This window comes from Sorangium sp. So ce381 (assembly GCF_051473845.1).
Taxonomy (GTDB): domain Bacteria; phylum Myxococcota_A; class Polyangia; order Polyangiales; family Polyangiaceae; genus Sorangium; species Sorangium atrum.
The window spans coordinates 10,339,184-10,351,780 of sequence record NZ_CP150336.1 but is presented as its reverse complement, the minus strand read 5'-3'; the positions used below and the strand labels follow the sequence as shown (position 1 = coordinate 10,351,780).

The 12,597-nt window shown below is 72.8% G+C and carries 14 protein-coding genes; 4 read left to right on the top strand and 10 right to left on the bottom strand.

The genetic code is table 11. From position 1 onward, the window contains the following. Window positions 1-23: 23 nt before the first annotated feature. The 5 genes from WMF29_RS38825 to WMF29_RS38805 form a co-directional block, all read right to left on the bottom strand. A complete protein-coding gene (locus WMF29_RS38825) occupies window positions 24-731 on the bottom strand; it encodes an NTP transferase domain-containing protein (protein WP_437325133.1) in 708 nt (235 codons plus the stop codon). Continuing rightward, window positions 728-1,291, bottom strand: coding sequence for a thiamine pyrophosphate-dependent enzyme (locus WMF29_RS38820; protein WP_437325132.1), 564 nt, complete (start codon window positions 1,289-1,291; stop codon window positions 728-730). The genes WMF29_RS38825 and WMF29_RS38820 overlap by 4 nt, the downstream gene beginning before the upstream one ends. After that, window positions 1,288-1,809: a thiamine pyrophosphate-binding protein gene (locus WMF29_RS38815; protein WP_437325131.1), complete on the bottom strand. Its 522-nt coding sequence runs from the start codon at window positions 1,807-1,809 to the stop codon at window positions 1,288-1,290. Before WMF29_RS38815 ends, WMF29_RS38820 begins: the two co-directional genes overlap by 4 nt. A gap of 4 nt (window positions 1,810-1,813) precedes the next feature. After that, window positions 1,814-3,478 (bottom strand): isocitrate lyase/phosphoenolpyruvate mutase family protein, encoded by a 1,665-nt coding sequence (locus WMF29_RS38810; protein WP_437325130.1) that lies wholly within the window; start codon window positions 3,476-3,478, stop codon window positions 1,814-1,816. A gap of 343 nt (window positions 3,479-3,821) precedes the next feature. Next, entirely contained in the window at window positions 3,822-4,133 is a 312-nt protein-coding gene (locus WMF29_RS38805) for a 2Fe-2S iron-sulfur cluster-binding protein (protein ID WP_437325129.1), read from the bottom strand. A 173-nt stretch (window positions 4,134-4,306) separates the two neighbouring features. Between WMF29_RS38805 and WMF29_RS38800 the strand changes: the two genes are divergently transcribed. Then, window positions 4,307-5,596 carry an NAD(P)/FAD-dependent oxidoreductase gene (locus WMF29_RS38800; protein WP_437325128.1) on the top strand — a complete coding sequence of 430 codons (1,290 nt, stop codon included), beginning with the start codon at window positions 4,307-4,309 and terminating at the stop codon, window positions 5,594-5,596. A 69-nt stretch (window positions 5,597-5,665) separates the two neighbouring features. On the opposite strand, the gene WMF29_RS38795 is transcribed toward WMF29_RS38800, so the two are convergent. From WMF29_RS38795 to WMF29_RS38780, 4 genes are all read right to left on the bottom strand, one after another. After that, a complete protein-coding gene (locus WMF29_RS38795) occupies window positions 5,666-6,007 on the bottom strand; it encodes a hypothetical protein (protein ID WP_437325127.1) in 342 nt (113 codons plus the stop codon). A gap of 162 nt (window positions 6,008-6,169) precedes the next feature. Further along, window positions 6,170-7,471, bottom strand: coding sequence for a DNA methyltransferase (locus WMF29_RS38790; protein ID WP_437325126.1), 1,302 nt, complete (start codon window positions 7,469-7,471; stop codon window positions 6,170-6,172). Beyond that, window positions 7,449-8,255, bottom strand: coding sequence for a zinc ribbon domain-containing protein (locus WMF29_RS38785; RefSeq protein WP_437325125.1), 807 nt, complete (start codon window positions 8,253-8,255; stop codon window positions 7,449-7,451). Before WMF29_RS38785 ends, WMF29_RS38790 begins: the two co-directional genes overlap by 23 nt. Beyond that, window positions 8,252-8,548: a hypothetical protein gene (locus WMF29_RS38780; RefSeq protein WP_437325124.1), complete on the bottom strand. Its 297-nt coding sequence runs from the start codon at window positions 8,546-8,548 to the stop codon at window positions 8,252-8,254. Before WMF29_RS38780 ends, WMF29_RS38785 begins: the two co-directional genes overlap by 4 nt. A 93-nt stretch (window positions 8,549-8,641) precedes the next feature. Between WMF29_RS38780 and WMF29_RS38775 the strand changes: the two genes are divergently transcribed. Continuing rightward, the gene (locus tag WMF29_RS38775) at window positions 8,642-9,250 is read left to right on the top strand and encodes a CPBP family intramembrane glutamic endopeptidase (protein ID WP_272102795.1); all 609 of its coding nucleotides are present in this window, start codon (window positions 8,642-8,644) and stop codon (window positions 9,248-9,250) included. Window positions 9,251-9,290: 40 nt separating this feature from the next. On the opposite strand, the gene WMF29_RS38770 is transcribed toward WMF29_RS38775, so the two are convergent. Beyond that, window positions 9,291-10,583, bottom strand: coding sequence for a response regulator (locus tag WMF29_RS38770; protein ID WP_437325123.1), 1,293 nt, complete (start codon window positions 10,581-10,583; stop codon window positions 9,291-9,293). Between the two features lie 205 nt (window positions 10,584-10,788). On the opposite strand from WMF29_RS38770, the gene mnmA reads away from it, so the two are divergent. After that, entirely contained in the window at window positions 10,789-11,946 is a 1,158-nt protein-coding gene (mnmA, locus tag WMF29_RS38765) for a tRNA 2-thiouridine(34) synthase MnmA (RefSeq protein WP_437325122.1), read from the top strand. After that, entirely contained in the window at window positions 11,943-12,596 is a 654-nt protein-coding gene (locus WMF29_RS38760) for a hypothetical protein (protein ID WP_437325121.1), read from the top strand. Before mnmA ends, WMF29_RS38760 begins: the two co-directional genes overlap by 4 nt. Window position 12,597: the final 1 nt, after the last annotated feature.

Below are 12,597 nucleotides of genomic sequence, written 5' to 3'. Positions count from 1 at the left end.
GCCGCGCCGAGCTCGGGCCCGCTCTAGAGGGAGCTCGCCAGGCGGCGGGCCTTTTCCACGTCCTCTTCGAAGTCGATCTCGGTCCAGGGGAGGTCGTCGACGCGCTCGATACCGAACGGTATCTCCTGGAAAGCGCGGTCCATCGCGGCCTCGTACTCCTGATCGAGGCGGCCTGCGGAGACCTCCTCCTCGAGGAGGCGCTGCATCGCGCGGCCGCCCTGCGGACCGACCTTGGCGAAGCCGACGGTCTCGCCGGCGATGTCCCAGTCCTTGCCGACGCGGCGCGCGATCTTGAGGATGCGGCCGGCGCGGACGCCGACCATCATCTCTTCGCCGCTCTCCTCGGAGCTCGCGTCCACCAGCAGGCAGTTCTCGTGCGGCGAGCTCACGAGGCGCCGCAGCAGCGCGGCGGGGTACAGCACGTCGGCGTCCATCCACAGCCCGCCGCCCGACAGCCGATCGGCCGCGACGTGGAGCGAGACGATGCTGCCGTGGGTGAACCGCGGGTTCTTGACGAGCTCGACCTTCAGCGAAGGGCGGAGCGAGGCGAGCGCCTCCTCGATCATCTCGTGCCGGAAGCCGACGACGATCGTCAGATCGGTGACGCCGCTCTCGGTGAGGTTCACGAGGTGGCGCTCGAGCAGCGTCTTGCCCTCGATCGAGATGAGGCACTTCGGAGCGTCTCGGCCGATGCGCCGGCCGCGGCCGGCGGCGAGCAGGATCGCCCTCATCGGCGCGCCTCGGCCGCGAAGCGGGAGGCGAGCTCCTGCGGGGTCTGCGCGACGCGGCCGATGCCCTTCACGGTGCCGCCGTCGACGAGGGCGAGGACCATCACCGGGCCCGGCTGCACGAGCGCGACGCGCAGCGACGCCTCGAAGGACTCGACGGAGTCGGCGCGGTGCGTGGCGCGGTAGCCGACCGCGCTGGCGACCGACTCGAGCTTCACGTCGCCCGAGATCGTCCGCTGCCCGCCCGTCGAGGCGTGGGAGCGGTTGTCGAGGACGACGTGCACGAGGTTCGCCGGCCGCTCGCTGCCGACGCTGGCGAGGGCGTTCATGCCCATGAGGACGTTGCCGTCGCCGTCGAGCACGAAGATCCGTTTGCGCGGCTGCGCGAGCGAGAGCCCCAGGCCGATCGACAGGCCGAGCCCCATCGAGCCGATCATGTAGAAGTTCGAGGGCCGGTCCTGCGTCGTGTAGAGCTCGCGGCCGATCATGCCGTTGCAGCAGACCACGAGGTCGTCCTTGCCGACCGCCGCCGTGAACACCTTCAGCGCTTCGAGCTTGTTCATTCGAGCACCCCCGCGGGCACGATGAGCGCCGCCGGCTGCCTGGTGGAGAGCATGACGTCCTTCGCCCACTGCACCTGGGGCCCCATCGGCTCGGCGGCCCGGAGGACGCGGTGCTGGATCTTCATCAGATCGAGGATGGGGAGCATGATCTCGCCCATCATGATGTGCTCCGGGGCGTCGTTGCCGCCCTCGCCGCGCCACGAGATGACGAGCAGCGCGGGCACCTCGTACATCGTGCTGAGCGAGGCCAGCGCGTTCACGGAGACGCCGAGCCCGGAGTTCTGCATCAGCACCATCGGCAGCCTGCCGCCGAGCCAGGCGCCGAACGCCATCCCGATGGCGCTGTCCTCGCGGGTCGCCGAGATGTAACGAGCGCTCGCGTCGGCGTCGAGCAGCGAGACCAGGCCCTTCAACAGCGAGCAGGGCACGCCCGCGAAGAAGTCGAACCCCGCCTCCTTGAGCGCGGCGACGAACTCGGGCGCATACGATTTTCCTGAACCGTGGGAACCGTGGGACATCGCCTCACTCCTTGATGAGCGCCCAGGCGCGACGGTAGTCCTCGAACGTGTCGATCTCGAGCCACCCCTTGTAGACGTCGATCGCCTGCACGTCCGCGCCGCGGTCGATGAGCTCCTGGAGCAGGTCGGTGAAGCTCGCGCTGCGGAGCGACTCGGCCTCGTGGAAGCCGCCCTTCGCGCGGGTCTCCTGAAGCTGGTGGTAACAGTCGGTGAGCAGGCGCGCGCCCTTCGCGGTGAACATGGCCATGCCCACGAACTCGCCGTGCGCCTCGCCCGCAGGGATCGCGCGTCCGACGCGGGCCACCCGGTGCGGCGCCTCGGCGCCGACGAAGCGGTAGCCGGCCTCCTGCGCGTCCTTCAGGGCCACGAGGTCGGGCACGCCGCGCGCGTCCTTGGGCCGCTGGCCCTCGGCGTACGCGCGGTCGATGACGATCGAGATGTCCGCCGGGCTCTTAAGGAGCTTCTCGAGGTGGCCGCGCTCGAACACGATGTCGCCGTAGAGGAAGAGGAACGGCCCGCTCAGCTCCTTGGAGGCGCGGAAGAGCGAGACGACCTCGTTCGTCGTCGCGTACTCGTCGTTGTCGTAGAAGCGGGCGTTCGGGACCTTGATCGCCTCCTTCTTGTACCCGCGCACGACGGCGACGTCCTTGACGCCGCACGCGTTGAGCACGTCGATCTGCCGCTCGAGGATGCTCTTGCCCTTCAGGTCGAGCATCGGCTTCGGCAGCTCCTCCGTGAGCGGCAGGAGCCCCTGGCTCTGGCCGGCGGCGAGGATGACGGCGGTGACGCCCGGGCTGCCGGAGGGCAGGAAGCTCGACTCCTCCTGCTTCATCTTGTCGACGCCCACGAGCTGATAGACGCGCTCGAGCGGCACGACCTTATCGTCGACGCTGCCGGTGTACATCTCGCGCTTCAGCGTCTGGAGCGTCTCCGTCATCGCCTTGATCGACGAGCGGATCGCGTGGTTCGCGAAGATGATCAGCTTGAAGCCCGCCTTGTGCAGCGTATCGACGCTCGTCGTGCGGTAGATGGTCGGCACGCAGACGAGCGGCGTGTTCGGGCGGTCCCACGCGCGGGCGAAGGAGAGCACCTCGTCCGGGTCCTTGCTCTTCGAGTGGATGAGGACCATGTCGGCGCCCGCGTCCGCGTAGGCGCGGCCGCGGCGGAGCGCCTCCTCCATCCCCCAGCCGGCGATGAGCGCCTCGGTCCGCGCGATGACCACGAAGTCGCGATCCTTCTGCGTCGCCTTCGCCGCGCGGACCTTGAGCGCGTGCTCCTCGACGTCCGCGAGCTCGCGCTTCACGCCGGCGTAGAAGCTGCAGCGCTTCGGGAAGATGTTGTCTTCCATGCAGATCGCCGCGATGCCCGCCGCCTCGTACTCCTCGACGCAGCGGACGACGTTGACGGCGTTGCCGTAGCCGTTGTCGCAGTCCGCGACGACCGGGAGCGACGTGTTGTTCATCATCTTGGCGGCCTGGAGGTTCTCCGCCATCGTGAGGATGTTCGCGTCCGGCACGGCGTAGCTCGCGGATATCTCGAAGCCGGAAGCCCAGAGCCCGTCGAACCCTGCCTCTTCACCGATCTTCGCGGAGAGCCCGTTGTGCGCGCCGATGATGACGATCGGCCCGGGGCGGGCCATGAGTTCGCGCAGCTTCCTGGCTTTGGTCACGTCTCCTCCACTCCTCCGCGCGACGTTGCCATCCACGCCCGGCGGGCGGCCGCGTCCGCATGTGTTGCGGTGCGCGTCCCCGGCGAGCGGCGCCCCGTCGTCACCGCGCGCGGGCAGCTCCGGGGGGCGCCTGATCTCGCTCTCCTCCCCGAGGAGCCGGGCCTCAGAACGGGGCCTGCCTTAACACCGTTCGCCAGTGCCGCCAATGGCAGGGCACGACCGGAGCAGACGATCGCGAAGGCGGCGGAGCGCGCTCCGCCACGCGCGGACGTGCGCGCTGCGGCGGTGCCTGATGCGGTGCCTGATGGCGGGCGCGCGATGCTCGCCGCGCGTCCCCTTCGGCTCAGCCCTCGCGGCCGACGACCCCGCGCAAGCGGACCAGCCCGGAGCCCGCGCGGAGCACCGCCTGGCACGCGAGCCGGAGCCGCGGCGGGGCGCCGAGGCGCTCGAGCAGATCGAGCTCGCCGCGCGCGGGCGGATCGAGGAGCTGCTCCCCTTCGACGACCTCGACGCGGCATGTGGCGCAGCGCGCGTCGCGGCACGAGAAAACGACCGGAGCGCGCGCGTCGTCGCAGACATCGATGAGCCTGCCGGCTCCCACCTCCGCGGTGACGGCGCGGCCGAGCGCGCCGTCCTCGAACACGACCGTGGGCACCGCCGATCCCTCCTCCCTGCGTGGCGCGCCAAGCCCCGGCGCGTGGGTGCGCGAGGACCCGCGGCGCCTGGAGCGCGAGGGCCCCGGCCCGGAGGGCGGAGGCGTGTCGGCTCCCTTTCACCGACGCCGAGAGCGCATTTTCTCGGGCGTCAGCACGCATTATACGACGAGCGATGACGGATCGCTGGGACGCAATCATCCTCGGCGGAGGGCCGGGTGGGTCGACGCTCGCCGCGTCGCTGGCCCGCCTCGGTCGCCGGGCCCTCGTGCTCGAGCGGGAGAGGTTCCCTCGCTTTCACATCGGCGAGTCGCTGCTGCCGCGATCCCGCGAGGTCTTCGAGCGGCTCGGGCTGGACGAGAAGCTGGACGCGCGGTTCCTCCGCAAATACGGCGCCCGGTTCCTGTGCTCGTCGACGGGGCGGACGCGGACGTACAGCTTCACCGACGCGTTCGATCCGAGGTTCGAGTTCGCCTACCAGGTGGAGCGCGACGCGTTCGACCAGCTGCTGCTCCGCCACGCCGCGGAGCTCGGGGCGGAGGTGCGCGAGTCGTGGGAGGCCGTCGAGGTGGTGTTCGAGGGCCCCCGCGCCGTCGGGGTGCGCGCGCGGCCTCGCGCGCGATCCGACGGCGCCGCGCCGGAGGAGGCCGCGGCCGCGCGCGCCGGCGCGGGCGATGTCGTCGAGCTCCGTGCGCCGGTGATCGTGGACGCGACGGGGCGGGACACGCTGCTCGCGTCGAGGATGCGGCGGAAGGCGCAGCTGGCCGAGCTCGACAAGACCGCGCTGTTCACCCATTACGAGGGCGTGCCCCGCGAGGAGGGGATCCACCAGGGCAACATCCAGGTGGTCATCTTCGAGCACGGGTGGTTCTGGTTCATCCCGTTCCGCGGCGAGGTGACGAGCGTCGGCGCGGTGGTGTCGTCGAGCTGGATCCGGAGCCGGGCGAAGGGGGAGCGCCTCGACGAGCTCTTCGATCGCACCGTCGCGGAGAGCGGCTGGGCGCGCGAGTTCCTCGCGAGCGCGCGGCGCGTCAGGCCGGTGGGGGCGCTCGCCGATTTCTCGTACCGGATCGACCAGCTCGCCGGCGATGGATGGCTCTTCGTGGGCGACGCGGGCGGGTTCCTCGACCCGCTCTTCTCGACGGGCGCGCACCTCGCCATCAAGGGCGCCGATCTGGCCGCCACGGCCATCCACCGCGCGCTCGAGGCGGGGGACACCTCGCGCGCCGCGTTCGCCGCCTACGAGGCGGAGATCCGCTACGCCGTCGATCTCTTCCTTGGGGTCGTTCAGGGTTTTTACAAAGGCCAGTTCCGGGAGACCCTGTTCGAGCCGAACCAGCGGCCCACGATGCGCAAGCTCATCACCAGCATGCTCGCGGGCGACGTGTTCCACGCCGAGCGGCGGCCGCAGTGGGCGTCGTTCCTCCGGCAGCACTATCCGGCGGAGGTGCCCGCCTTCGCGTGAAGCGCGGCGGGAGGCCGCGCGCGTGCCTCGCCGCGTGCGCGCTCGCCCGCGCGCTCGGCGGTCCGGCGCTCAGGGGCCGCACGCTTCGCGGTCCAGGACCGCGTCGCTCATCTGCTTGCAGGCGGCCGCGAGCGCGACGCGCGCCTCCGCCCTCGCGTCGCCCTTCAGCGCCTCGTCGTCGGCCTCCGCCTTGGCCTCGATCACGTCGCGCGCGATCCGGATCGCGGCCTCGTGGCTCTTCCTGGTCTCCGCGGGCAGCTTGCTTGCGCAGGTGGTCATCGTGGCCAGGTAGCTGTCGCAGGCGTCGACCCCCGTGCTGTCGAGGTCGACCTTCCCCGGATCGCCGCCTGCCTTGCCGCAGCCGAGGGCGAGGGTGCCCCAGAGAAGAAGTGCCAGGTGAGCTCTCGCCATCGTCGCGCGCCCGGGGCGCCGCAGGAGGCCGGTGCTGGCCGCCTCGCGCGCTGCCCGAAGCCGTCGCACCCTGCCACGAGCCCGCGCCGCGGGGCAATTTTCGGTGGCTCAGGCGCGGCGGCGCGCTGCCGTGAGCGCGCGCAGCGGGGCGAGCTCGGCGGATCAGGCGCGGATCAGCAGGATGGCGTGCTCGTGGCGCGGGCGGCGCTGGAAGGCGCGCGCCGTGGGGCGGTGGAAGTGGGGGCGCGGCTGCGACGCGACCGCGCGGACCGTGAGGCGCGCGCCGGACGCGGCGGCCCTGACCACGTCGACCGCGTAGACCGGCGCGCCGGCGACCACGCTGTCGGCGATCAGCAGCACGAGCGGCGCGCCGCTCCGGAGGACGCGCGCGAGCGCGGTGAGCACGCCGCCGAGCTCATCGCGCCAGCGCGCGCGGCCGGCCTCGGGGCCGAGCGGGTCGAGGTGCCGGCGGGCTCCGATCTCGTCCTGCTCGAAGCGGGCGCTGCGGAGCCGTAGCCAGCGCAGCCTCGCCTCGTGGTGGGCGAGGTAGTCGTACACGCCCGGGTAGGGCGGCGACGTGATCGCGAGGTGGACCGAGCCGGTCTCGACGCCGCGGAGCACGCGCGCGTCTCCCTCGTCGACGAGCGCGGGCGGGCTCGCTTCGAGCTGAGTGGCGACCTCGGCCAGGCGCTGGGCGAGCTCCTCCGCCTTGCGGAGGAAGAGCCGCGCCGGATAGCCGGCGGCGATCCGCCGCGGCAGCTCGTGCTCCGACGTGTCGGACGTGCGGCGGCTGAGCTTCGTCAGGATGGCGGAGAGGACGAGCTCGAGATCGGCGCGGAGCGCGTCGGCGCCGTGGCCCGCGATGCGGTCGAGGCCGACGCGGAGCCCGTCGAGCTCGAGGAGCACGTGCGGCTCGAACAGGGCGACGTCCTCGGGGCCGTACCGGCGGCTCGGACCGGCGCGCGCCTTGCGGCGCTCATCGGCCGCGGCCGCGACCTCGCGGGCGGCGGCGATGAGCCGTTCGCGCTCGCCGGGGGTGCTGCCCTGCACCTTCAGGCGGGCGAGGCGCACGGCCAGCGGGTTCGCGTCGACGCCGATCGCCGCTCGACCCGCGAGCCGGGCCTCGACGAGGACGGTGCCGCTGCCGCAGAAGGGGTCGAGCACCCGCTCGCCCGGCCTCGAGAGGCCCTCGATCAGCCGGCGGGCCGTGTCCGGGTGCATCCGGGCCGGGTAGCTGTGGAACCCGTGCACGTGCGCGCGCGCCGCTTCCTCCGCGGTGCTCGAGCTGGCCACGTCGAGCGCGTGGGCGAGCTTCGCGGCGCCCTCGGGGTCGCCCTCGAGCAGCGTCGCGCCGCCGATGTGGGTCAGGGCGCGGCGCTCCTGGGGCGCGGGCCGGCCCGCGCGGGCCTTCTGCTGCGGCGGACCTGGTTTCGGCTTGGGATCAGCGCTTCGCGGGGTCGACATGGGCGGTCCGTTGCGTCAGGGGCTCGGCAGCGAAGGCTTCCTCTTCGGCGGCGAGGGCGCGCGCCACGCTCTCGGCCCCCGCCTCGCCCCGGTCTTCGCCGCGCGCCGCGCCGACGCGCAGCTTCGGCGCATAGCCGAACTCGCCCGCGGGGCTCACCGCGCCGCGCACGACGTCGTTGACCTCCAGCAGGGCGAGGAGCTCCTCGGCCTGGGACTCGGCGATGCGGAGGGTCGAGGCGAGCCCGCCGGCGGTGAGCGGGCCCTCGGCCTGGCGGGCGACGTCGGAGGCGACGGAGACCCAGGCGGCGTCGAGCGCGGGCGCGATGTCCCGGCTCCGCGACTTCGCCCGCCGGAGCGCCCAGACGGCGAAGGCGCCGACGGGCGCCATGGTGAGGAGGCCGGCGGTGAAGAGCCCGACGCTCGCGTCGAGGACGAGCAGCAGCACGGCGAACAGGAGCAGCTCGAAGCCGAACAGCGCGCTGGCCGCGATGCCTGCGGCGCGCCAGACCGAGCGCGCCGACGCCGCCGCGCGCGCCTTCTGGAGCAGCGGCGCCTCTCGGCCGGATCGCTCGACGCGGTCGTCGGCGACGGGGACGCGCGGGCCGCCGCAGGCGTCGCACACGAAGCGCAGCTCGGGGTGCGCCGAGACGCCGGTCACGCCGCCGCAGTGCAGGCAGGCCTCGGCGCGCGCGGCCGCGCCGCACTGCGGGCAGCGGTCGCTCTCCGGCGCGAGCGCCGCGGCGCACACGCGGCAGCGGGCGGCGCCGGGCGACGCGGCGCTCACGGCGCGCTCGCGGATGGGGCCGAGCGGGCGCCGCCTACGCTGCGCAGCACGGCGTGGAACAGGGCGCGCCCGTCGGCGCAGCCGTGGCCCTGGAAGGGCTCGCTCATCCGTTCGGGGTGCGGCATCAGCCCCAGCACGTTCCGCCGGGGCCCGCCGTAGATGCCGGCGATGTCCATCGCCGATCCGTTGGGGTTCGCGTCGCCGCCGACCAGCCCCTCCCGCACGTCGCGGAGCGTATGGATCACTTCGGCATCGGCGTTGGAGCCCGGGAAGATGACCACGGTCGCGTGCACGGGCGTCGACGTACTCCGGTTGCCGGCGCTCGGCCAGGGGTCCTGACGGCGCGCGCGGCTTCACCGGCTTCTTTCGGCGTGCCATGATGGGATATGGCGTCGCGATGGGCGCGGACCGGTCGAACCGACGCGACGGTGCGGGCGGCGTCCGGCTACCTCGTCCTCGCGGCGCTGGCGACCTCGCTGGGCCTGGTGCTGCGGGATGGATGGCCGTGGATCCACCCGAGCCCGTGGCTCACGCTGCCGCCGCTGGCCGCGCTGCTGATGAGCGCCGCGCTCGGCCTCACGCTGGCGGCCGGTGTCGTCGTGACGACGCGCGTCGCCGTGGCGCGGTTCAGCTGGGCGCGGCGCCTGCACGCCGAGCTCCGCCCGGTCGCGCGCGACTTCTCGCTCGGTCAGATCCTGCTCCTCGCGGGCCTCTCGAGCCTGGGGGAGGAGCTGCTCTTCCGCGGGCTGCTGACGCCGCTGCTCGGTGTGCCGCTGAGCGCGATCCTCTTCGGTCTGATGCACCAGATGCGCGGTCCGAGCCGCTGGGTGTGGATCGGCTGGGCCGTGGGCGTGGGCGCGGGGCTCGGCGCCATCTTCGCGGCGACGGGGTCGCTCGTCGGGCCGGTCCTGGCGCACGCCGTCGTGAACGCTGTCAACCTGAGCTACCTGCGCGATCACGATCCGGACGAGGTGGAGCCGCGGATGACGCTCTAGATCGGCGCTTCCGCTTCCTCACTGTCCCCCGTTCCCGCCGTCAGCGTTTCTTCGAGTCGGGGCGGGGAGGCCTGGCCGGCACCGGTCTCGGGGGGATCGGGGTCGCGCGCGGCGGGCCTTCGTGGCTTGCCGGCTGGGTCTCCGGGGGAGCGACGCTCCCGCGGGAGAGCTCGCCCATCTCCGCGGTGCTCTGTCTCTCGCGGCCTGGCGAGGACGGTCGCGAGGGCGGCGGTCGGCTCCCGGCTCGCGGGAGCGTCGGAGGCTCGCTCTCCTCCACGCGCACGCCGCGCTGGCTCGACGGCTTCACTGTCCTGCGGGCCAGCGAGGGCAGCGTCGGCGGCGCCGCCGGGGTCGCCAGCTCGAAGTCGAAGTTCAGCTCGAGCGACGGCGGCCCATCGGAGATCGCCACGGCGGGGTCGGAGCCCCTCTGTGGCGCAGGGGTGGGCCCGCGGCGCAGGCGCTCCTCCGACACGACGCGCGACGACGGCGGCGCGACGTCGTCCAGAATCGACGAAGGCCCGCCGAGCGCCGTCGTCGCGCTCCGGGGCTCCGGACGGCGTCGCGACGGCGGGAACGGCAGCTCGACGCGGGCGCTCTCGTCCTCGAGCCGGGTCGCCTCGAGCAGGTACGCAGCGATGGATGTCCGCTCCGCGGGCAGGGGGCGGATGCCTGGCACGAACGCGAACCGTCCGACCTTCCAGCTGAGCATGGTGCGGAGCGCGGCGAGCGCCGAGGCGCGCGTGCCTCCGACGGTCCCCTCGACGATGCACCCTTCGGCGATGTCCAGCTGAGCCCGACGTTTCTTGCTGCTCACCTCGAACACACCCGACCGCCGCTCCATCTCGAGGACCGTGAGGACGGTCGCGATCGACATCTGGCTGAGATCGCCCTCGATCGCGGTCTGATCGACGGACGCCGGGATGGACATGAGGCTGTCCCGCCGCTGGCGCAGGCGCGACGCCATCTGCACGAGCGCCCCGATCTGCGCGACGACCTCGCCGACCCGGAACGGCTTGGTCATGTAGACGTCGGCGCCCACGTGGAACCCTTCGAGGCGGGCCTCCTGGTCGTCGAGCGCGGAGAGGAACAGGAACGGGGTGACCGATACCCGGGACGGCTGGGTGCGCACGTTGCGCGCGACCCAGTAGCCGTCGTGGTCGGGCAGGCCGATGTCGCAGACGATGCACTCGGGCTCCAGCGTGCAGGCGGTGGAGAGCCCGGCCTCCGCGGTGGCGCAGAAGATGACCTCGTAACCTGCCTCCCGGATCGCGGTGGCGAGCAGGTCCGCGATATATTCCTCGTCCTCGATCACGAGCACGACCCCGCTCGGCATCTGGCAGACGGTACACGCGCCCTGCGGGCGTGGCCAAGGGTGAATGGCGGAGAGCCAGCCTGATCATTCATTCGCCGGCGCGCCGCCGCCCGGCTCCTCGTGCCAGCCCTCGCCGCAGCATCCCGCGCGAGCTCGCCGTGGCATCCCGTCCGGGTTCGCCCGCGGCGTCCGGCCGCGGCGAGGAATCCACGCTATAAGAACGGAAATGGCAACTCTGGTCCGAGAGGCCGACGGTACGGCGCGGCCCGGCGAGCGGGCCTCCTCGGGGGCTCGCGTCTTCATCGCGATGAGCGGCGGAGTCGACTCGTCCGTCGCTGCGGCGCGCCTCTGCGACGCTGGATACGAGGTCGTCGGCGTGACGCTGCACCTCTGGGACTACCCCGACGACGGCAGCGTCAAGAGCCGCTGCTGCGCGCCCGAGGATCAGCACGACGCCCGCCGGGTCGCCGACCACCTCGGGATCCCGCACTACACGTTCGACCGGCGCGCCCTGTTCCGCGAGCACGTCGTCGATCCCTTCGTCGAGGCTTACCTCGCGGGTGAGACGCCGAGCCCGTGCGTGGCCTGCAACCGCTCGGTCAAGCTCCGGGAGCTGTTCCCGCTGGCGGAGCGGCTGGGGGTCTCGTGGGTCGCGACGGGCCACTATGCGCGGGTCGTCCTGGAGGAGGGCGGCGCTCGCCTCTACCGCGGCCGCGATCGGCACAAGGATCAGAGCTATTTCCTGCACATGCTCCGGTCGGACGAGCTGTCGCGGCTCCTCTTCCCGCTCGGCGACTCGACCAAGGAGGAGGTGCGCGCCGAGGCGATCGCCCGCGGGCTCCCGGGCGCCGAGAAGGGAGAGAGCCAGGAGCTCTGCTTCATCCCCTCCGGCCGTTACGCGCCGTTCGTGGCCGAGCGCGCCGCGGACAGGCTCCGGCCCGGCCCCATCGTCGATCGAGACGGCCGCGTGGTCGGGGCGCACGGCGGGGTGCACGGCTTCACGGTGGGCCAGCGCAAGGGCATCGGCGTCTCGCTCGGCCGGCCCGCGTTCGTCGTGGGCCTCGACCCCGCGTCCGGCGCGGTGCACCTCGGCGACGAGGGCGATCTGTACGCCGCGGGCGCCGAGATCGCCGACGCGGTGTGGTGCGACGACGCGGTCTTCCCCCTGGAGGCCGAGGTGCGGGTGCGCGCGCGGCACGAGGCGGCGCCTGGCATCATCGAGCGGCGCCGCGACCCCGCGACGGGCGCGGAGAGCTTCGTTGCGCGGTTCGCGAGCCCGGTGCGGTCCGTCTCTCCCGGACAGATGGCCGTGGTCTACCGGGGCGATCGCGTCCTCGGGGGAGGCCGCATCAAGGCGGCCCTTCGCTCGCAGGCGGCGTCATGAGGGCCCGCGCGCTCGCGCCCCTCGCCTGCGCGCTCTCGCTCGGGTGCTCGCTCGGGCAGGGGGAAGGCGAGGTCATCAGCGAACGGCTGCGCGCGGCCGGCTGCTGGGACGACAGCTACGACATGAGCCCGGACTTCTTCGCCGCGGTCCCCTACCGCTCCACATTGCAGGTCCGGGTGCAGCGCGGGAGCGATCTGCAGGAGATCTCGGACGGGCTCGCGGTCCTGATCGATGACGTCGACCTCATCCGCGGGGACGGGACCGTGAACAAGCTCGACGTCGACCTGAGCGTGGGGCTCCCGCCCGGCGTCCAGCTGCCGGGCTCGCCTCCACCGACGCCGAAGCCGGAGGGGCTCGCGCCGCTCGTGCACATGGCGCTTTACCTCCAGCGGTCCTGCCACAACCAGAACATCGTGCTCTACGCCGTCGACGGGACCATCAAGTTCCAGGCGCTGTTCAGCGGCGATCCGAACGAGACGGATGCGGTCGACAAGTACACCGACGCGACGTTCGACGTCTGGGTCGGCGATCCGCGCGACGCAGGGCTCGGTCACCCCGCAGACGCCATCCCTCGGGAGCTCCTTTCGCGGGTCACCGGGGGGTTCCGCTTCTACTTCGAGCGAGGTCAACCTGGGCAACCGTTCCCCTGAG